This is a genomic window from Collimonas sp. (assembly GCF_039923675.1).
GTDB lineage: Bacteria > Pseudomonadota > Gammaproteobacteria > Burkholderiales > Burkholderiaceae_D > Collimonas.
Genome location: NZ_JBDTCG010000072.1, coordinates 1 through 17981 on the forward strand (window position 1 = coordinate 1; position 17981 = coordinate 17981).

At 57.8% G+C, this 17981-nt stretch carries 20 protein-coding genes and 1 tRNA gene; 16 read left to right on the forward strand and 5 right to left on the reverse strand.

The genetic code is table 11. The features are described 5' to 3' along the window. Positions 1-885 (reverse strand): methylglyoxal synthase (locus ABI171_RS15100; protein ID WP_348093341.1); only part of this gene is annotated, 885 nt, incomplete at its 3' end. A 128-nt stretch (positions 886-1013) separates the two neighbouring features. Between ABI171_RS15100 and greB the strand changes: the two genes are divergently transcribed. Next, complete coding sequence (gene greB / locus ABI171_RS15105; protein ID WP_348093371.1) at positions 1014-1574, forward strand: transcription elongation factor GreB; 561 nt, start codon at positions 1014-1016, stop codon at positions 1572-1574. Positions 1575-1622: 48 nt separating this feature from the next. Here the strand turns inward: greB and ABI171_RS15110 are convergent, their stop codons facing one another. The 4 genes from ABI171_RS15110 to ABI171_RS15125 all read right to left on the reverse strand — a co-directional run bounded on the left by ABI171_RS15110 (position 1623) and on the right by ABI171_RS15125 (position 5070). Then, on the reverse strand, positions 1623-2315 hold the full coding sequence (locus ABI171_RS15110; protein ID WP_348093342.1) for a glutathione binding-like protein: 693 nt from the start codon (positions 2313-2315) through the stop codon (positions 1623-1625). A 52-nt stretch (positions 2316-2367) separates the two neighbouring features. Further along, on the reverse strand, positions 2368-3558 hold the full coding sequence (locus ABI171_RS15115) for a pyridoxal phosphate-dependent aminotransferase (RefSeq protein WP_348093343.1): 1191 nt from the start codon (positions 3556-3558) through the stop codon (positions 2368-2370). A gap of 111 nt (positions 3559-3669) precedes the next feature. Further along, complete coding sequence (locus ABI171_RS15120; protein ID WP_348093344.1) at positions 3670-4146, reverse strand: PIN domain-containing protein; 477 nt, start codon at positions 4144-4146, stop codon at positions 3670-3672. A 30-nt stretch (positions 4147-4176) separates the two neighbouring features. Further along, positions 4177-5070, reverse strand: a complete 894-nt coding sequence (locus tag ABI171_RS15125; RefSeq protein WP_348093345.1) for a DJ-1/PfpI family protein — start codon at positions 5068-5070, stop codon at positions 4177-4179. A 104-nt stretch (positions 5071-5174) separates the two neighbouring features. Here ABI171_RS15125 and ABI171_RS15130 point away from each other — a divergent pair, with 104 nt between their 5' ends. The 15 genes from ABI171_RS15130 to nuoH all read left to right on the forward strand — a co-directional run bounded on the left by ABI171_RS15130 (position 5175) and on the right by nuoH (position 17975). Continuing rightward, positions 5175-5684 carry a GNAT family N-acetyltransferase gene (locus tag ABI171_RS15130; protein ID WP_348093346.1) on the forward strand — a complete coding sequence of 170 codons (510 nt, stop codon included), beginning with the start codon at positions 5175-5177 and terminating at the stop codon, positions 5682-5684. A gap of 69 nt (positions 5685-5753) precedes the next feature. Further along, entirely contained in the window at positions 5754-6005 is a 252-nt protein-coding gene (locus ABI171_RS15135) for a transcriptional regulator (protein WP_348093372.1), read from the forward strand. A 102-nt stretch (positions 6006-6107) separates the two neighbouring features. Beyond that, positions 6108-6884 (forward strand): peroxide stress protein YaaA, encoded by a 777-nt coding sequence (yaaA, locus tag ABI171_RS15140; protein WP_348093347.1) that lies wholly within the window; start codon positions 6108-6110, stop codon positions 6882-6884. Between the two features lie 47 nt (positions 6885-6931). Next, on the forward strand, positions 6932-7951 hold the full coding sequence (locus tag ABI171_RS15145) for a threo-3-hydroxy-L-aspartate ammonia-lyase (protein ID WP_348093348.1): 1020 nt from the start codon (positions 6932-6934) through the stop codon (positions 7949-7951). A gap of 177 nt (positions 7952-8128) precedes the next feature. Next, positions 8129-8878 carry a triose-phosphate isomerase gene (gene tpiA, locus ABI171_RS15150; RefSeq protein WP_348093349.1) on the forward strand — a complete coding sequence of 250 codons (750 nt, stop codon included), beginning with the start codon at positions 8129-8131 and terminating at the stop codon, positions 8876-8878. A 101-nt stretch (positions 8879-8979) separates the two neighbouring features. Next, the gene (gene secG / locus ABI171_RS15155; RefSeq protein WP_348093350.1) at positions 8980-9453 is read left to right on the forward strand and encodes a preprotein translocase subunit SecG; all 474 of its coding nucleotides are present in this window, start codon (positions 8980-8982) and stop codon (positions 9451-9453) included. Between the two features lie 171 nt (positions 9454-9624). After that, positions 9625-9709, forward strand: a tRNA-Leu gene (locus tag ABI171_RS15160). 146 nt (positions 9710-9855) lie between these two features. Then, complete coding sequence (locus tag ABI171_RS15165; protein WP_348093373.1) at positions 9856-10215, forward strand: NADH-quinone oxidoreductase subunit A; 360 nt, start codon at positions 9856-9858, stop codon at positions 10213-10215. 16 nt (positions 10216-10231) lie between these two features. Further along, a complete protein-coding gene (locus ABI171_RS15170; protein ID WP_014005578.1) occupies positions 10232-10708 on the forward strand; it encodes an NADH-quinone oxidoreductase subunit B in 477 nt (158 codons plus the stop codon). Between the two features lie 9 nt (positions 10709-10717). Continuing rightward, positions 10718-11314, forward strand: a complete 597-nt coding sequence (locus ABI171_RS15175; RefSeq protein ID WP_348093351.1) for an NADH-quinone oxidoreductase subunit C — start codon at positions 10718-10720, stop codon at positions 11312-11314. Then, positions 11314-12567: an NADH-quinone oxidoreductase subunit D gene (locus tag ABI171_RS15180; RefSeq protein ID WP_348093352.1), complete on the forward strand. Its 1254-nt coding sequence runs from the start codon at positions 11314-11316 to the stop codon at positions 12565-12567. The genes ABI171_RS15175 and ABI171_RS15180 overlap by 1 nt, the downstream gene beginning before the upstream one ends. Before the next feature lie 77 nt (positions 12568-12644). Continuing rightward, the gene (nuoE, locus tag ABI171_RS15185) at positions 12645-13124 is read left to right on the forward strand and encodes an NADH-quinone oxidoreductase subunit NuoE (protein ID WP_348093353.1); all 480 of its coding nucleotides are present in this window, start codon (positions 12645-12647) and stop codon (positions 13122-13124) included. Next, positions 13121-14416, forward strand: coding sequence for an NADH-quinone oxidoreductase subunit NuoF (gene nuoF, locus ABI171_RS15190; protein ID WP_348093354.1), 1296 nt, complete (start codon positions 13121-13123; stop codon positions 14414-14416). The genes nuoE and nuoF overlap by 4 nt, the downstream gene beginning before the upstream one ends. A 140-nt stretch (positions 14417-14556) precedes the next feature. Beyond that, a complete protein-coding gene (nuoG, locus tag ABI171_RS15195) occupies positions 14557-16908 on the forward strand; it encodes an NADH-quinone oxidoreductase subunit NuoG (protein ID WP_348093355.1) in 2352 nt (783 codons plus the stop codon). Next, positions 16908-17975 carry an NADH-quinone oxidoreductase subunit NuoH gene (nuoH, locus tag ABI171_RS15200; protein ID WP_348093374.1) on the forward strand — a complete coding sequence of 356 codons (1068 nt, stop codon included), beginning with the start codon at positions 16908-16910 and terminating at the stop codon, positions 17973-17975. The genes nuoG and nuoH overlap by 1 nt, the downstream gene beginning before the upstream one ends. Positions 17976-17981: the final 6 nt, after the last annotated feature.

Sequence of the window (17981 nt, forward strand, 5' to 3'; positions counted from 1 at the left end):
CAAGCTCAGCCAGCGCTCGCCGCATTCGGCATCGCTGATGCATAGCGCATAGTCGGTGACGGTGCGGGCCGCGCGTTCCAGCAGCTGGATATCGGCTTCATGCTGACGCGCCACGTGTGGATCTTCCAGGAACAAAACGCGCCGGCATTGCTGGCGATCCAGGATCAGTTCGGCGATCTGGGCGTCGCCGCCGAGCGGGCCGCTGAGGTAAGGTTTAACCCAGTTACGACCAGCTTCTTCCCCTTTGATTTTCTGCGCCAGCTTGTTGAGCAGGCTGCCGGTGGTGCCAGTGGCGCAGCGGAAGGCAAACTGGTCAAGCAGGGCGAAATGGCGTTCCGCGATGTCCAGCATCCGTTCTTTCATGGCATCGTGGGCGATCAGGGCGATGCCTTCTTGCGCCAGGTTGAAGCTCGGATCGAGCTGCGGATTCGGCGCGGCGCCTACCGCCATCGCTTCCAGCTCCAGCCATTCACGGGCTCCGGCCAGCGTCGACAGGAATGGCTTGCCGTGAATCACGCATTGCCGTTTCAGGGCTACCGCTTCCGGAAAGGTGGAGGATGGATCAACCGGATCCATCAGATAAATCACTGCATCCAGGGTCCGTGCCGGATCGGCATCGACCACCCGCGACACCAGTTTCATCAAGCCGCCATGGCGACCGTAGGGGAAACGTTCGATATGCGGATAACCGGGCAGCAAATTCAACTGTTCCATTGCATCCAACGTCCGTCCGACCACAATCAGCTGCGGCGTTAAATGCTGTTCGATGTTATGGCGGCTGCCGTTGAGCAGTTGCGCCAGCGCCGACTCCTGGCCATGCTGGTGGCTGCGGCTGGTGGCCAGGCCGATGCGGAAGGGGGTGTTGTTGGAAGAATTGGCAGGCATATGACGGAATTTGGAGGCAGTTCGGGCAACATTGCACCAGGCTGACTTTACCATATTGCCGTGGCGACAAAGCTCCGCTCTTGGGTAAAATCGCCAGCCTAGACACAATTGGATCTACAATGTCAGCCATGAACAAGGCATTTGTTAAAGAATCAGAAGGCGATGACGACGATCTGGAATTCGGATTGCCGCCGATCCCGCCCGGCACCAAGAATTACATGACGCCGGCTGGCTATCAGCGCATGAAAGACGAACTGTTGCGCCTGATTGACGTTGATCGGCCCGAGGTGGTGAGGATTGTTTCCTGGGCCGCCTCCAACGGCGACCGCTCGGAAAACGGCGATTATATTTATGGCAAGCGCCGCTTGCGTGAAATCGACCGCAGGATCCGCTTTCTGACCAAGCGCCTGGACCTGGCCGAAGTGGTCGATCCGAGCGTGCATCATGGCCGTGACCAGGTATTCTTCGGCTCGACCGTGACCTACCAGAACTCTGCGGGCGAGGAGCATACCGTGACCATCGTCGGCATCGACGAGCTCGATCCCTTGCATGGAAAAATCAGCTGGATTTCGCCGGTGGCGCGCGCCTTGACCAAGGCGCATGAGGGCGAGACCGTGACCTTCATGACACCGGCCGGGCTGGATGAACTGGAGATACTGGCTGTCAGCTACCCTGAGCCACAGTCATGAAAACAAAGCGAATGGAGACGCTGCCTCCATTCTGTCTTTACAAGCGGCTTAGCGCTTTTGATACTGCTGGTTGCCAAACAAGATATCCCTCGCCTTGTCATCTGTCAGCGGCTTGCGGGCCGACGCCAGCACCTCGACGCCGCGCTTGACCGCCGGCCGTTCACTGATAACATCGAACCAGGCTTCCAGGTGCGGATAGTCGCTCAGTTCGATACCCTGGTTTTTCCATGAGCGAAGCCACGGGAACGTGGCGATATCGGCGATGGTGTATTCATTGCCGGCCAAATATGGATGTTGCGACAATTGTTTGTCGATCACGCCATACAGGCGCTTGGCTTCGTTGGTGTAGCGATTGACGGCGTACTCGATCTTTTCCGGCGCGTAGATGCGGAAGTGGTGGGCCTGGCCCAGCATCGGTCCGACGCCGCCCATCTGGAACATCAGCCATTGCAATGTATTGAATTTCTCGCGGTCGGTATGGCCGAGGAACTTGCCGCTCTTGCCGGCCAGATAAATCAGGATCGCGCCCGATTCAAACAGTGAAATCGGCTTGCCGTCCGGGCCGTCGGCGTCGACGATGGCCGGGATCTTGTTGTTGGGTGAAATCGACAGGAAGTCCGGCTTGAACTGGTCGCCTGCGCCGATATCGACGGCGTGCGCGCGATACGGCAAGCCGAGCTCTTCCAGCATGATGTGAATTTTGTGACCGTTCGGGGTGGCCCAGCTATAGACGTCGATCATGACTGCTTCCTTTTTATTGTGAGTTGCGGCTTGTAATGCGAATACGGTTTGATCAGATTTTTGCCAGCCGGTCTAGCGCCAGTTGCAGCGTCTGGTCTTGTTTGGCGAAACAGAAACGGACGATTCCCGATTCGCGCGGCGATTGGTAGAAAGCCGAGACCGGAATCGCCGCGACGCCGATTTCCGAAGTCAGCCAGATCGCAAAATCGGCTTCGCTCAACGATGAAATGGCGGAATAATCGACGCACAGGAAATAGGTGCCGTCGGCCGGTAACAGCTTGAAGCGGGTATTTTTCAAGCCGTCGCGGAACAGGTCGCGCTTGCGCTGATAGAAAGCCGGCAACTCCAGGTAGGGCGCGGGCTTCTGCAGGTACTGTGCAATCCCGTGCTGCACCGGCGTATTGACCGTAAAGACAGAATACTGATGGACTTTGCGGAATTCCGCAGACAGCATCGGCGGCGCCGCCACATAGCCGATTTTCCAGCCAGTGACGTGATAGGTCTTGCCAAAGCTGGAAACCACGAAGGCGCGTTCCGCCAGTTCGGGGTGGCGGCAAACCGATTCATGTCGGGCGCCGTCAAACACCATATGCTCGTAGACTTCATCCGACAAGATCAGGATATCGGTGCCGCGCACGATCGCCTTCAGCGCTTCGATGTCCGCCAGGCTCAGCACGCTGCCGGTCGGATTGTGCGGCGAGTTGATCATGATCATGCGGGTGCGCGAAGTTACTGACGCAGCAATCCGGTCCCACGGAATGCTGTAGCCATCCGCGCCCAGCACCATCTGCACCAGCACCGGCTTGCCGCCTGCCAGTTCGATCGCCGGCACGTAGCTGTCGTAGGCCGGTTCGATCACGATCACTTCATCGCCGGGATGGACCGCGCACATGATCGCCGTCAGCAAGCCCTGGGTAGCGCCGGCGGTGACCGTGATATCGGTCGCCGGATCATAGCTGTAGCCGTAAATAGTGTCGATCTTGGCGGCGATGGCCTGGCGCAGCGCCGGCACGCCTGGCATCGGCGGATATTGGTTGAAACCGCTTTTCATGGCGCCGCCGACGGCGTCGACCAGCGCCGGATCACAGTCGAAATCGGGGAAGCCTTGACCCAGGTTGACCGCCGATTTCTCGCTGGCGAGGGTCGACATCACCGTGAAAATGGTGGTGCCGACGCGGGGGAGTTTGGAGTGGAGCCGGCTGATTTCAGTCTTGCTGGTGGAGGTTATCGAATCGCGTTTCATCTGCTGGCAATCTTGGCTAATGTCTGGATTTGGCATTTTAGCGGTTTGTAGCAGACTGCACAGCGGCTTGCCAAATTATGATTCTCGCAACAGGGCGCCATGCGACGCGTTTTAGCGTGGTAATTCCCAAGCCTGCGGCGGAATAATGGCAAACAACCCGATCTTGGCCGTCTTGCGCGCCAGCTTCAACAGCGCCTTGTCCTTGGTGATCAGGGTGGTGGCATGGGCGCCCAGCGCCAGCTCCAGGAATTTCTGGTCGTCGCCGTCGGTGCAGAGCGGCAGGCGGATGTCGGTGCGCGGCGCTAGGGCTTCGGGCGGCAGGCAGGTGATCATGGCGTCAAATTCGGCGTTGAAACCGGGGCGGGTCTCGTCAGTGATTGGCAAGTGGCTGTAATGCAAAACCATTTGCCATTCCAGGCGGCAGTCGGCGCGGGTGACGGCTTCCACGGCACCGCTTTGCAGGGCCGTCATCAAGCCATGCCAGCGTGGATCGTGGAAGACGAATAAGTCGAGACAAACGTTGGTGTCGATGACGATTCGCGGTTTGTTTGGCGCGGGGGGCGTCGCTGTCGGTGAATCTTGGTCCATGCGGGTTTCCATCAATCGGTTGCGCGCATTCTACCTTGCGCCGGCTTCCAGCAGCTGCGAGAACGTTGCTGCGAACAGATGGACGTCGCCGGGCCAGCGGGCCGAGACGTAGTTGCCATCGGTGACAACAAAGGCCGGCCGGTGGTCGCTGGCGCTGTCGCGGAACAGGCCGCTGCTTTTGCGGAAGAAATCAGGGGCGTCGGCAGTAGCGTCGAGAAAATCTTCCGGTTGCGCCAGCGCGCGGGTGACCTCGGCCTGGACGCTGCGATAGCCGGCCACTTCACCGCCTTGTTCAGCGTAGGTGCGGTAGTAAGCCGGATCCCAGAAGCGGCCGCAGAATTTCATCAGGTTCCAGGCGGTCTGTTCCAGCTTCCATGTCAGCGCCGTGGTCTTACGGCCATACAGGACCGATTTTCCAGTGCGCGGCGAGCAGCTGCGGGCGGCCAGGACGACACCGTGGCAGATGGCGGCGACCGGTTTTCCGCTATCGAAAAAAGCGCAGACGACATCCTGCAGAGGCTGGCTTTCCAGGTAAGCCAGCATGCCGCGTGCGCGATGGCCGCCGGGGAGCAGCAGGCCGTCGTAAGCCATTGGCTGTAGTTCTGCGTAGCTGAGCGGCGCCAGAAACGCGCGATTGTTCTGCAGCGCTGCATAATCAGCGCGTGCGCCGGCATTGGTGCGCAGGGTCAGGCCCAGCAGTTTTATTTTTTTCAGCAGAGGGATGAACCCCCAGAAATCCAGGCCTTCGCCAGACAGCATCATCGGATCGGTGGCGGCCGGCTGTCCATCGGATGTGGCGAATACCACCTGGTGACCTTGCGCGGTCAATATGCGCCAGGAGACCGCAACTTCGCTGGGGTCGAAATCCCTATTCGGGATCGGCATCAGGACGGTTTTTGAGGTTGGGTTCGGGGCTGGATTCATTACCGGCTGTTGGAATAAGGGGATGGGTTCGCTAGACAAGCATCGTGCCTTTGCTTATGCTGCCATGCTACAGCTAAATATCCACTTCAAGGGAAACAGAGACGATGAAAGTTCTAGAAACCGAACGCTTGATTTTGCGTACCTTGAATGGCGACGACGCCGAGTTTTATCTGCAACTGATCAACCAGCCGGCATGGCGGCAATTTATCGGTGACCGCGGCATCAGGACGGTGGAGGCGGCGCGCGCGGCGCTCTTGAGCGGGCCGGTGGCGGCGCAGGAGCGGGATGGCTTCAGTTTCTACATGACGGAATTGAAAAATGGGACGCTGCCGATAGGAATTTGCGGCCTGATCAAACGGGAAACCCTGGAAGACGTCGATATCGGCTATGCCTTCATGCCGGAGTTCTGGGGTAAGGGCTATGCGCTGGAGGCCGCTTCGGCGGTGCTGGAGTACGCCAACCGCGTTTGCGGCCTGCAGAGGGTAGTGGCCATCACTTCGCCCGACAATCATCAGTCGATCCGGCTGCTTGAAAAGATGGGGCTGAAATTTGAAAAAACGCTGAAGCTGAAGGATGATGATTCGGACACCAAGCTGTTTGCCTATCAATTTTAGCAACGCCGGCTGTCACCTTTGCCTTGTCGTGCTATGGTGGAAGATGAAAGTTCCACTTCAGGAGGCATGATGAAGCTGATCGAACCGGATGAAAGAAATGATTTCCACGCGATTTTGCAAGGGCGGCATCTTGATGCCGATGACTTCGAGTTGCATGAAATGGACACCACGGATCCCAAAACAGACGAGATCCTGGGGCTGACCGGCTTTGTGACAGTCAGTAGAAAATCCAGCGGGCGGAAAAAGCAATATCCGATCGGCGACGGCAGTATCTGGGTTGCCGAATTCGAGCGTGATCTGCTGCAGGGCGCTTTTAGCTGAACTGATATCCGCCAGCAGTAACGAGCGATGGCGGCGTCAGCGCCGATGGCATTGTTTCGGTATCATTGCGGACATTCTTTTGTTTATTTTTGGATGTTCACAATGCTGATTGTCTTGTCGCCCGCAAAATCCCTCGATTACACCACCCCCAGCAAGACAGACACGCACACCACCCCCGATTTCATCGATCACTCGGCCGAACTGATCAGCGTCTTGCAAAAGCTGTCGCCGGACCAGATCGGCAGCATGATGAAAATTTCAGATCCGCTGGCGCAGCTGAATACAGCGCGTTTTGCTTCATGGTCGAAGCAGTTCACCAGCGCCAATTCCAAGCAGGCGATCATGGCCTTCAACGGCGATGTCTACGAAGGCCTGGATGCCGCTTCCCTGAATACCACCCAGTTGAACTATGCGCAGAGCCGCATCCGGATCCTGTCCGGTTTGTATGGCGTCTTGCGGCCGCTGGACCGGATGCAGCCGTATCGCCTGGAGATGGGCACCAGCCTGGCCAACCCGCGCGGCAAGAATCTTTACGCGTTCTGGGGCGATACCGTGACCCAGGCCCTGAACCAGCAGCTAAGCCAGCAAAAGGGCAAGACGCTGGTGAACCTGGCGTCGGAAGAGTATTTCAAGGTGATCAGGCCGGCGGTGCTGGATGCAGGCATCGTGACGCCGGTGTTCGAGGATTGGAAGAACGGCAAATACAAGATCATTTCTTTCTACGCCAAGCGCGCGCGCGGCCTGATGGCGCGCTACGCGGCGCTGCACAAGATCACCGATGCCGAGAAGCTGAAAGCTTTCGATCTGGGCGGCTATCAATATATTCCGCAGGATTCCGACAAAGGGCGCTGGATGTTCCGGCGGCGCCTGGCGGACTGAACGGGGCATCGGAGATGACGATAATCGATTACGCATAGAGGATGAACATGGCTGCCACCGAACCGACCGCAACCGCCACCTTGGCTGTTACTTACCAGGATATCGCCGCTGCCGCCAAACGCCTGGAAGGGATCGCCTACGCGACGCCGGTGCTGACTTCCAGCCAGGCTGACCGGCAGGCGGACGCCAGCATTTTCTTCAAGTGCGAAAACTTCCAGCGCGTCGGCGCGTTCAAGTTTCGTGGTGCCTATAACGCCATCAGCTGCCTTACCGAGGAACAAAAACAGCAGGGCGTGGTGGCTTTCTCGTCCGGCAACCACGCCCAAGGCATGGCGCTGGCGGCGCGCATGCTGGGTGTGCACGTTACCATCGTGATGCCGAGCAATGCGCCGGCGATGAAGCTGGCGGCTACCCGAGAATATGGCGCCGAAGTCATTCTTTATGACCGTGAACGCGAAGACCGCGAAGTGATCGCGGCACGCTTGTCGGAAGAGCGCGGTTGCGCCGTCATTCCGGCTTACGATCATCGCGACGTGATCGCCGGGCAGGGCACGGTGGCGAAAGAGTTGTTTGACGCCGTCGGCCCGCTCGATTACCTGTTTGTTTGCACGGGCGGCGGCGGTTTGCTCTCCGGTTGCGCGATCGCTGCGGCGCATTTGTCGCCCGGCTGCGTTGTTTTCGGGGTGGAGCCGGAAGCCGGGAATGATGCCCAGCAGTCTTTGCGAACTGGCAAGATTGTGCATATCCCGGTGCCGGATACCATCGCAGATGGCGCTCAGACGCAACATATAGGCACGCTGGTCTTGCCTGTATTGCAGGCGCATGTGAAAGATATCCTGACTGTCAGCGACGATCAGCTGCGGACCCAGATGCGCTTCTTTGCCGAGCGAATGAAAATTGTTGTGGAGCCGGCCGGCTGCCTGGCCGCTGCCGCGGTCATGCACCGGACGATTGAGTTCTCCGGGGCAAAGGTAGGCGTGATTGTGAGCGGCGGCAATGTCGATATGGCGCTTTTCTCGCGTTCTATTGCTTCTGCGAAAGCTTTTTCTGGTATCGTTGCGCCCTGAATTTGTTGTTATCAGGAAAATATCGGCTGTGCTTTATCTGGTTTTTTGACGATAAATGCGTTTTCGCCTGGCTTTGAACGGGTCTTGAACGGGTCTCAAACATTTTTTGCCGGTTTGACCGCTTTCCCCCCGGCGCGTTAGAATGCCGGGTTATTGAAAACCTGGGCCTTGCCAAATATGCGTCGTCAACTTGTAGCCGGTAACTGGAAAATGAATGGCAGTCTGGTTGCCAACGCTGCTTTACTGGCGGAAATCAAGGCTGGCATGGCGGTTACTGCATGTGATGTGGCGCTGTGTGTGCCGGCGCCGTATTTTGCGCAATGCCAGACAGAACTTGCCGGATCGGCAATTGTGCTGGGCGGCCAGGACGTATCGGCCCATGCCGCAGGCGCGTATACTGGTGAAGTCGCGGTTAGCATGTTGCAGGATTTTGCTTGCCGTTACGTGATCGTCGGCCACTCCGAGCGGCGTGCTTATCACGCTGAAACGGATGAGCTGGTGGCGCAAAAGGCGCTGCGCGCGTTGCAGGCCGGCGTGACGCCGATCGTCTGCGTGGGCGAAACCTTGGCCGAGCGCGAAGCAGGCCAGACCGATGCGGTGGTTGGCCGCCAGTTGCAGGCAGTGCTGAGTGTGCTGGATGCGGGGCAGGTAAGCGGAATCGTGGTGGCGTACGAGCCGGTGTGGGCGATTGGCACCGGCAAGACAGCGACGCCGCAAATGGCGCAAGACGTGCATCAGGCCTTGCGCGCCAAGCTGGCGGGGAAAAATTCCGCAACTGCAGTGGAAGTCAGGATTTTGTATGGCGGCAGCATGAAGCCGGACAATGCTGTCGAGCTGCTGGCGATGCCGGATATCGATGGCGGCCTGATCGGCGGCGCAGCATTGAAGGCAGCTGATTTCCTGGCGATTGTCGCTGCTGCACGATAGTCTGGATCTGGATCTGGATCTGGATCTGGATTAAATAGGTTAAATAAGTACGCATTTTGTATCTGGTAAATAAAGCATCAACTCTCCTTGGAAATCATTAAATGAACACAGTATTTAATATCATTGTCATCGTTCAGGTGTTGACGGCGTTGACGATTATCGGCCTGGTGCTGCTGCAGCATGGCAAAGGCGCCGATATGGGCGCGGCTTTCGGCTCCGGCGCTTCCGGCAGCCTGTTCGGCGCTGCCGGCTCTTCGAATTTCCTCTCGAAGTCGACCGGCTTTGCGGCGGCGCTGTTCTTCATCGCCACCCTGGCGCTGGTGTATCTGGGTAACCATCGCTCGGTGGCGACTGGCGGCGTGATGGATAATCTGCCGGCGGCTACCGTGCCTGCATCGGCATCGGCATCGGCTCCGGCTGCAGCGTCTGCGGCTGGTTCGGCCGCCCCGGCAGCGGCTGATGCCGCAATTCCGGCAACCTCGGCGACGCCTGCTGCTGCGGCGCCTGCCAGTGCAGCTGCCGCCGTGCCTGCGGCGTCGACAGGCGGCGCGCAGTCGAATCAAATTCCGAAGTAAGCATCAGCGGTAATCGATAGTAATTCGCAGTAAAGAGAGCAGGATTTGACGCCGTCTGGCGAAATACGCTGCTCTCCGTAATTTAGTATCAGTCTTAGAGTGAAATTGCTGACTTTTAATCCGATTGTGCATTGAACAAAAGTAGTAAATCAGGTTAAAATACGCGCTTATGCCGACGTGGTGAAACTGGTAGACACGCTATCTTGAGGGGGTAGTGGCGAAAGCTGTGCGAGTTCGAGTCTCGCCGTCGGCACCAAAGAATACGAGGCCAGCAACGGTTGCCCCTGCGCTGGCTTTTTGTCGAGGAACTTGTAGTGTGGTTTGCTGGATTGGGGGCGTCAGGTCTGAGGTTTCAGATCCGCAAATCATTCTGCTAATCGTTTGAACTACTGGCGCATAATCGTGAACCTCGAAAATTATTTTCCCGTCCTGCTGTTTATTCTGATCGGTATCGCGGTTGGTGTTGCACCGCAATTGCTGGGTCGGATACTTGGGCCGCATCGGCCCGATTCCCAAAAAACTTCTCCTTACGAATGCGGCTTTGAAGCATTCGAAGATGCGCGCATGAAGTTCGATGTGCGTTACTACCTTGTCGCCATTTTGTTCATTTTGTTCGATCTGGAAACCGCTTTTTTCTTCCCGTGGGGGGTTGCCATGCGCGACCTCGGATGGCAGGGCTTTATCACGATGATGGTGTTTATCGCCGAATTCGCGGTTGGCTTCTGGTACATCTGGAAACGCGGCGCTCTGGATTGGGAGTAACGAATGAGAGTGAATCATGTCTATTGAAGGCGTATTGAACGAAGGCTTTGTCACCACAACTGCTGACAAGCTGATCAACTGGACCCGCACCGGCTCGCTGTGGCCGATGACGTTTGGCCTGGCCTGCTGTGCCGTCGAAATGATGCATGCCGGCGCCTCGCGCTACGACATGGACCGTTTTGGTGTAATCTTCCGTCCGTCGCCACGTCAGTCCGACGTGATGATCGTGGCTGGCACGCTGTGCAACAAGATGGCGCCGGCCTTGCGCAAGGTGTACGACCAGATGCCGGAGCCGCGCTGGGTGATTTCGATGGGTTCCTGCGCCAATGGCGGCGGTTACTATCATTACTCGTATTCGGTGGTGCGCGGTTGCGACCGCATCGTGCCGGTGGATATCTATGTCCCTGGCTGCCCGCCGACTGCTGAAGCACTGTTGTACGGCATCATCCAGTTGCAAAACAAGATTCGCCGCACCAATACGATTGCGCGCTAAGAGAGCACCATGACGACCAAACTGGAAACCCTGGAAGCCGCCGTGCGCAATGCGCTTGGCGACGACCTTCAAAGTCTGACAGTGGCCTTTGGCGAGATCACGATCATCGTCAAGGCTGCGAACTACCTGTCGGCGATGCGCGTCCTGCGCGATCATGCCGATACCCGCTTCGAAGAGCTGATCGACCTCTGTGGCGTCGACTATTCAACCTACGGCGACGGTGCCTGGGATGGCGCGCGTTTTGCGGCGGTGTCCCACCTGCTGTCGATCGAACACAACTGGCGTCTGCGCGTGCGCGTGTTTGCACCTGACGACGAGATGCCGATCGTGGCTTCGCTGACCGATATCTGGGCTTCGGCCAACTGGTACGAGCGCGAAGCATTCGACTTCTTCGGCATCCTGTTCGAAGGCCACAACGACTTGCGCCGCATCCTGACCGACTATGGTTTTATCGGTCATCCGTTCCGCAAGGATTTCCCGGTTTCCGGTTATGTCGAGATGCGCTACGACGCCGAGCAGAAGCGCGTAATTTATCAACCCGTAACGATCGATCCGCGCGAAATCACGCCGCGGGTGATTCGTGAAGAACATTACGGGATCAAATAATGGCAGAGATCAAGAACTACACGCTGAACTTCGGCCCGCAACATCCGGCCGCCCATGGCGTACTGCGCCTGGTGCTTGAGCTGGACGGCGAAGTGATCCAGCGCGCCGACCCGCATATCGGCTTGCTGCATCGTGGCACCGAGAAGCTGGCGGAGCAAAAAACCTATCTGCAATCCGTACCGTACATGGACCGTCTCGACTATGTGTCGATGATGTGCAACGAGCACGGCTATGTGATGGCGATCGAGCGTCTGCTGGGTCTTGAAGTCCCGCTGCGCGCTCAGTACATCCGCGTCATGTTCGACGAAATCACGCGTCTGCTGAACCACTTGATGTGGATCGGCGCGCATGCGCTGGACGTCGGCGCGATGGCGGTGTTGCTGTACGCCTTCCGCGAACGCGAAGATTTGATGGATTGCTACGAAGCCGTTTCCGGCGCCCGTATGCATGCGGCTTACTACCGTCCGGGCGGCGTGTATCGCGACCTGCCGGACACCATGCCGCAGCACAAGGCATCGACGATGCGCAACGCCAAGGCGATCAGCGCCCTCAATGAAAACCGTCAGGGTTCCCTGCTGGATTTCATCGAAGACTTTACAGTGCGCTTCCCGAAATACGTGGATGAATACGAAACCCTGCTGACCGACAACCGTATCTGGAAACAGCGTCTGGTCGGCATCGGCGTGGTGTCGCCAGAGCGCGCCAAGGCCATGGGCTTTACCGGTGCCATGCTGCGCGGCTCCGGCGTTGAATGGGATCTGCGCAAGAAGCAACCGTACGAAGTGTACGACTTGCTCGACTTCGATATCCCGGTCGGCAAGAACGGCGATTGCTATGACCGTTATCTGGTGCGCGTGGAAGAAATGCGCCAGTCCAACCGGATCATCAAGCAATGCGTAGAATGGCTGCGCAATAACAGCGGTCCGGTCATGACGACCAACCATAAGGTTGCGCCGTCGTCGCGGGTCGACATGAAATCCAACATGGAAGAGCTGATTCATCACTTCAAGCTCTTCACCGAAGGTTTCCATGTGCCGCCGGGCGAAGCGTATGCCGCAGTCGAGCATCCGAAGGGCGAATTCGGTGTGTACATCGTCTCCGATGGCGCCAACAAGCCGTACCGTTTGAAGATTCGCGCACCTGGTTTCCCGCATCTGCAAGGTTTGAACGAAATGGCCAAGGGCCACATGATTGCCGATGCCGTTACCATCATCGGTACGCAGGATATCGTTTTCGGTGAAATCGACCGCTAAGTGGGTCAAGTAAGTCTGCCAAGTCTGCTGTTACCAATTAACTATCGCGCAAAACGCCGCGCACGAATGGCCAACACATGTTGTTAAGTCAAGATACATACAAAAAGATCGATCGCGAAGTCGCGAAATTCCCCGCCGACCAGAAACAGTCGGCGGTGATGGCCGCGCTGGCGATTGCGCAAGATGAAAAGGGCTGGCTGGCGCCGGAAACCATGCAGGATGTCGCAGACTATCTGGGCATGCCGGCGATCGCGGTGCAGGAAGTCGCGACCTTTTACAATATGTACAATACCAAGCCGGTCGGCAAGTACAGGATTAGCATCTGCACCAACCTGCCATGCCAGCTGCGCGACGGCGAGCGGGCGGCGCAGCATCTCAAGCACAAGCTGGGTATCGGTTTTCGCGAGACCACGGCCGACGGCCAGTTCACGCTGGTGGAAGGCGAGTGTATGGGCGCTTGCGGCGATGCGCCGGTGCTGTTGGTGAATAACAAACGCATGTGTAGCTGGATGTCGAACGACAAGATTGACGGCTTGCTAGAGGAACTCAAGAAATGACCAGCTTGCATAATCGTCATATCAATCCGCTGATCCTGGCTAACCTGGACGGCAACAACTGGCACTACGCCGATTACGTCAAGCGCGGCGGCTATACCGCCCTCAAGCGCATCCTGTCTGAAAAAATCACGCCGGAACAAGTCATCGCCGAACTGAAAGCCGGTTCGCTGCGTGGTCGCGGTGGTGCGGGTTTCCCGACCGGCCTGAAGTGGAGCTTCATGCCGCGCCAGTTCCCGGGCCAGAAGTACCTTGTCTGCAATACCGACGAAGGAGAGCCGGGCACATTCAAAGACCGCGACATCATTCGCTACAATCCGCATTCGCTGATCGAAGGCATGGCCATCGGCGCTTACGCCATGGGCATCACGGTCGGCTACAACTACATCCACGGCGAAATCTGGTCCGCCTACGATCGCTTTGAAGAAGCGCTGGAAGAAGCACGCGCCGCCGGCGCTCTTGGCGATAAAATCTTCGGCAGCGAATTCAATTTCCAGCTGCATGCATTTCACGGCTACGGCGCCTACATCTGCGGCGAAGAAACCGCTTTGCTGGAATCGCTCGAAGGCAAGAAGGGTCAGCCGCGTTTCAAGCCGCCTTTCCCTGCCAGCTTCGGCCTGTACGGCAAGCCGACCACGATCAACAACACCGAGACTTTCGCTGCGGTGCCTTTCTTGCTGAACATGGGCGGCGAAGCCTATGCCGCGCTGGGCAAACCGAACAACGGCGGCACCAAGATTTTCTCGATCTCGGGCGACGTCGAGAAGCCAGGCAATTACGAAGTACCGCTGGGTACGCCGTTTGCGACGCTGATGGAACTGGCCGGCGGCATGCGCGGCGGTAAAAAGATCAAGGCCGTGATCCCTGGCGGTTCATCCGCTCCGGTGATCAAGGGCGACGTCATGATGGATACCGATCTGGATTACGATTCGATCGCCAAGGCCGGCTCGATGTTGGGTTCGGGCGCGGTCATCGTGATGGACGAAACGCGTTGCATGGTGAAGTCGTTGTTGCGCCTGTCGTATTTTTATTTTGAAGAATCCTGCGGCCAGTGCACGCCATGCCGCGAAGGCACGGGCTGGCTGTACCGCCTGGTGCATCGCATTGAAACAGGACACGGTCGTCCGGAAGACATGGATCTGCTGGACACGGTTGCCGGCAACATCATGGGCCGCACGATTTGTGCGCTCGGCGATGCGGCAGCGATGCCGGTGCGCGGCTTCCTCAAGAACTACCGCGAAGAATTTGAATATCACATCGAGCATAAGCACTGCTTGGTGCCAGCATATGTTTAAGATGAGCTCCAAAAATGTCGTCATCCTCGCGAACGCGGGGATCCAAGTTACTGCCTAAAATGGATTCCCGCGTGCGCGGGAATGACGTAGAGTCCGGCGCAGGTAGCGTGTAAAACACTTAGGCAAGAAAAGCAAAAGCCATGGTTGAAATCGAAATAGACGGCAAGAAAGTGGAAGTCCAAGAGGGCAGCATGGTAATGGATGCTGCCAACAAGATTGGCACATACATTCCCCATTTCTGCTATCACAAAAAGCTCTCCATCGCGGCCAACTGCCGCATGTGCCTGGTCGAGGTGGAAAAAGCGCCTAAGGCCCTGCCGGCCTGCGCCACTCCGGTCACCGCCGGCATGATCGTGCGGACCGCCAGCGACAAGGCGACCACCGCGCAGAAGAGCGTGATGGAATTCCTGCTGATCAATCACCCGCTGGATTGCCCGATCTGCGATCAGGGCGGCGAGTGCCAGTTGCAAGATCTGGCGGTCGGCTACGGAAAATCGTCTTCGCGCTATGAAGAAGAAAAGCGTGTGGTCGCGCCGAAAGACGCCGGCCCGCTGATCTCGATGCAGGAAATGACCCGTTGCATCCAATGCACCCGCTGCGTCCGCTTCGGCCAGGAAATCGCCGGCGTGATGGAATTCGGTATGGTTGGCCGCGGTGAACATTCCGAGATCACCACCTTCGTCGGCAAGACCGTCAATTCCGAATTGTCCGGCAACATGATCGACCTCTGTCCGGTCGGCGCACTGACTTCCAAGCCGTTCCGCTACAGCGCCCGTACCTGGGAATTGTCGCGCCGCAAATCGGTCAGCCCGCATGATGGCCTGGGCGCCAACCTGGTGGTGCAAGTCAAGTCCGGCAAGGTGATGCGCGTGCTGCCGCTGGAAAACAACGACGTCAATGAATGCTGGTTGTCGGACAAGGACCGCTTCGCCTATGAAGGCTTGAACAGCGCCGAGCGCCTGACCAAGCCGATGTTGAAGCAAGACGGTAAGTGGCAAGAAGTCGAATGGCAAACCGCGTTGGAATATGTGGCGCACGGTTTGCGCAACATCCGCCACGAACATGGCGCTGACGCGATTGCCGCTGTCGGCACGCCGTATTCGACTTTGGAAGAACTGTCGTTGCTGCAAAAAGTGGTGCGCGGCATGGGTTCCGAAAACATCGACTTCCGCCTGCGCCAGTCCGACTTCGCCCTTGATGGCAAGGTCACGCCTTGGCTTGGCATGTCGATCAACGAATTTGCACAACTGAACCGCGCTTTCATCATCGGCTCGTTCCTGCGCAAGGATCATCCTTTGTTGTCGGCCCGTTTGCGCCTGAGCGTCAAGCGTGGCGCCAAGCTGAGCATCCTGCACGCTACCGACGACGATTTGCTGATGCCGGTCGCGAACAAGATCATTGCTGCGCCGTCGGCATGGTTGTCGGCGCTGAGCCAGGTCGCAGTTGCCGTGGCGCAAGCCAAGAGCGTAGCTGTTCCTGCCGGTTTCGAGAATATCGAACCTTCAACCGAAGCCAGGCAAACCGCTGCCAGCCTGTTGTCGGGCGATGCGAAGGCAGTCTTGCTGGGTAACGCGGCGGCGCAGCATCCGCAAGCATCGCAACTGCACGCTGTGGCGCAATGGATCGCGCAACAGACTGATGCCAAGTTCGGCTACATGACTGAAGCCGGTAACACCGTCGGCGGTTATTGGGCTAATGCTTTGCCTGCCGCTGGCAAGGGCCGTAACGCACAACAGATTTTTGCACAGCCGCACAAGGCTTATGTGTTGCTGAATGCTGAGCCGGAACTGGACAGTTTCGACCCGCAAATCGCAATCGCTGCACTGAAGCAGGCCGAGATGGTGGTCACACTGTCGGCCTACAAGCATGGCGCCGACTACGCCGACGTGCTGCTGCCGATCGCGCCGTTCACTGAAACTTCCGGCACCTTCGTCAACTGTGAAGGCCGTGCTCAAAGTTTCAACGGTACCGTACGGCCTATTGGCGATGCCCGTCCGGCCTGGAAGGTGTTGCGCGTATTGGGTAACCTGCTGGGCTTGCCAGGTTTTGACTACGATACGTCGGAAGCGATTCGCGACGAAGTGTTGGGTACTGGCGAAGTTGCCGCAGCCAACCTGGCCGCGCGCCTGAACAATATCAGCGATCTGCAACCGCAAGCAGTTGCGCAAACTGCGAATGGCGCGTTGGACTCGTTTGAACGTATCGCCGATGTGCCGATCTATTTTGGCGACGCCGTAGTGCGCCGCGCCGCATCGCTGCAGGAAACCGTCGACGGCCAGGCGCCGCAAGCTTGGTTGCCGGCAGCATTGGCAGCAAAACTGGGTGTTGCCGTTGGCGACCGTGTGACTGTCAAACAAGGGCAGGGCGTTGCTTCGCTGCTGGCGGCGATTGATGCATCCTTGCCGGAAAATGTAGTGCGGGTAGCCGCTTCGCATGCTTCGACCGCAGCATTGGGCGCGATGTTCGGTTCTATCGTAGTGGAGAAAGCATGATGGATCATTTCATCGCCACCATCAATGCAACCGGCGCTAGCTGGTTCGGCTTTATCTGGCCGTTGATCTGGAACCTGATCAAGATCGTCGTCGTGGTCGTGCCGCTGCTGCTGTGCGTGGCGTACATGACTTACTGGGAACGCAAGCTGATCGGCTGGATGCATATCCGCGTCGGTCCAAACCGGGTTGGTTTCGCCGGCTTGCTGCAACCGATCGCCGACGCCGTCAAGCTGATGCTGAAGGAAGTCACGGTCCCGGCCCGCGCCAACAAGGTCTTGTTCTTTATCGCACCGATCATGACCATCATGCCGGCCTTGGCGGCCTGGGCAGTGATACCGTTCGGTCCGGAAACCGTGCTGGCCAATGTCAATGCCGGCCTGCTGTTCGTGATGGCCATCACGTCGATGGAAGTCTACGGCGTGATCATCGCCGGTTGGGCCTCCAACTCCAAGTACGCTTTCCTCGGCGCCATGCGCGCTTCGGCGCAGATGGTGTCCTACGAAATTTCCATGGGTTTCGCCCTGGTGATCGTACTGATGGTATCGGGCAGCCTGAACCTGACGGATATCGTGATGGCGCAAAGCAAAGGCTATTTCTACGATCACGGCGTCGGCTTCCTGTCGTGGAACTGGTTGTCGTTGTTCCCTGTGTTCCTGATTTATTTTATTTCCGGGATCGCCGAAACCAACCGTCACCCGTTCGACGTGGTCGAAGGCGAATCGGAAATCGTGGCCGGCCACATGATCGAATACTCGGGCATGTCGTTCGCCATGTTCTTCCTGGCCGAATACGCCAACATGATCCTGGTGTCGATCCTGACAGCACTGCTGTTCATGGGCGGCTGGGCTTCGCCGGCGGCGTTCCTGGACTTTATTCCAGGCTGGATCTGGCTCGGTTTGAAGACGTTCTTCATGTTGTCGGTGTTTATCTGGGTACGTGCCTCGTTCCCGCGCTATCGCTATGACCAGATCATGCGCCTGGGCTGGAAAGTATTCATCCCCTTGATTCTCGTCTATCTGGTGATTGTCGCAGCCTGGATTCAAAGTCCATGGAATATCTGGAAGTAATGGAAG

Excerpts from the sequence above, each read along its gene's own strand:
- ABI171_RS15170 (WP_014005578.1), top strand. The coding sequence starts at position 10,232 with ATGTCTATTGAAGGCGTATTGAACGAAGGCTTTGTCACCACAACTGCT.
- ABI171_RS15145 (WP_348093348.1), top strand. The coding sequence starts at position 6,932 with ATGGCTGCCACCGAACCGACCGCAACCGCCACCTTGGCTGTTACTTAC.
- ABI171_RS15125 (WP_348093345.1), bottom strand. The coding sequence starts at position 5,070 with ATGAATCCAGCCCCGAACCCAACCTCAAAAACCGTCCTGATGCCGATC.
- greB (WP_348093371.1), top strand. The coding sequence starts at position 1,014 with ATGAACAAGGCATTTGTTAAAGAATCAGAAGGCGATGACGACGATCTG.
- ABI171_RS15120 (WP_348093344.1), bottom strand. The coding sequence starts at position 4,146 with ATGGACCAAGATTCACCGACAGCGACGCCCCCCGCGCCAAACAAACCG.
- ABI171_RS15180 (WP_348093352.1), top strand. The coding sequence starts at position 11,314 with ATGGCAGAGATCAAGAACTACACGCTGAACTTCGGCCCGCAACATCCG.
- ABI171_RS15110 (WP_348093342.1), bottom strand. The coding sequence starts at position 2,315 with ATGATCGACGTCTATAGCTGGGCCACCCCGAACGGTCACAAAATTCAC.
- nuoE (WP_348093353.1), top strand. The coding sequence starts at position 12,645 with ATGTTGTTAAGTCAAGATACATACAAAAAGATCGATCGCGAAGTCGCG.
- nuoG (WP_348093355.1), top strand. The coding sequence starts at position 14,557 with ATGGTTGAAATCGAAATAGACGGCAAGAAAGTGGAAGTCCAAGAGGGC.
- secG (WP_348093350.1), top strand. The coding sequence starts at position 8,980 with ATGAACACAGTATTTAATATCATTGTCATCGTTCAGGTGTTGACGGCG.
- ABI171_RS15115 (WP_348093343.1), bottom strand. The coding sequence starts at position 3,558 with ATGAAACGCGATTCGATAACCTCCACCAGCAAGACTGAAATCAGCCGG.
- ABI171_RS15130 (WP_348093346.1), top strand. The coding sequence starts at position 5,175 with ATGAAAGTTCTAGAAACCGAACGCTTGATTTTGCGTACCTTGAATGGC.
- nuoF (WP_348093354.1), top strand. The coding sequence starts at position 13,121 with ATGACCAGCTTGCATAATCGTCATATCAATCCGCTGATCCTGGCTAAC.
- ABI171_RS15175 (WP_348093351.1), top strand. The coding sequence starts at position 10,718 with ATGACGACCAAACTGGAAACCCTGGAAGCCGCCGTGCGCAATGCGCTT.
- nuoH (WP_348093374.1), top strand. The coding sequence starts at position 16,908 with ATGGATCATTTCATCGCCACCATCAATGCAACCGGCGCTAGCTGGTTC.
- tpiA (WP_348093349.1), top strand. The coding sequence starts at position 8,129 with ATGCGTCGTCAACTTGTAGCCGGTAACTGGAAAATGAATGGCAGTCTG.
- ABI171_RS15135 (WP_348093372.1), top strand. The coding sequence starts at position 5,754 with ATGAAGCTGATCGAACCGGATGAAAGAAATGATTTCCACGCGATTTTG.
- yaaA (WP_348093347.1), top strand. The coding sequence starts at position 6,108 with ATGCTGATTGTCTTGTCGCCCGCAAAATCCCTCGATTACACCACCCCC.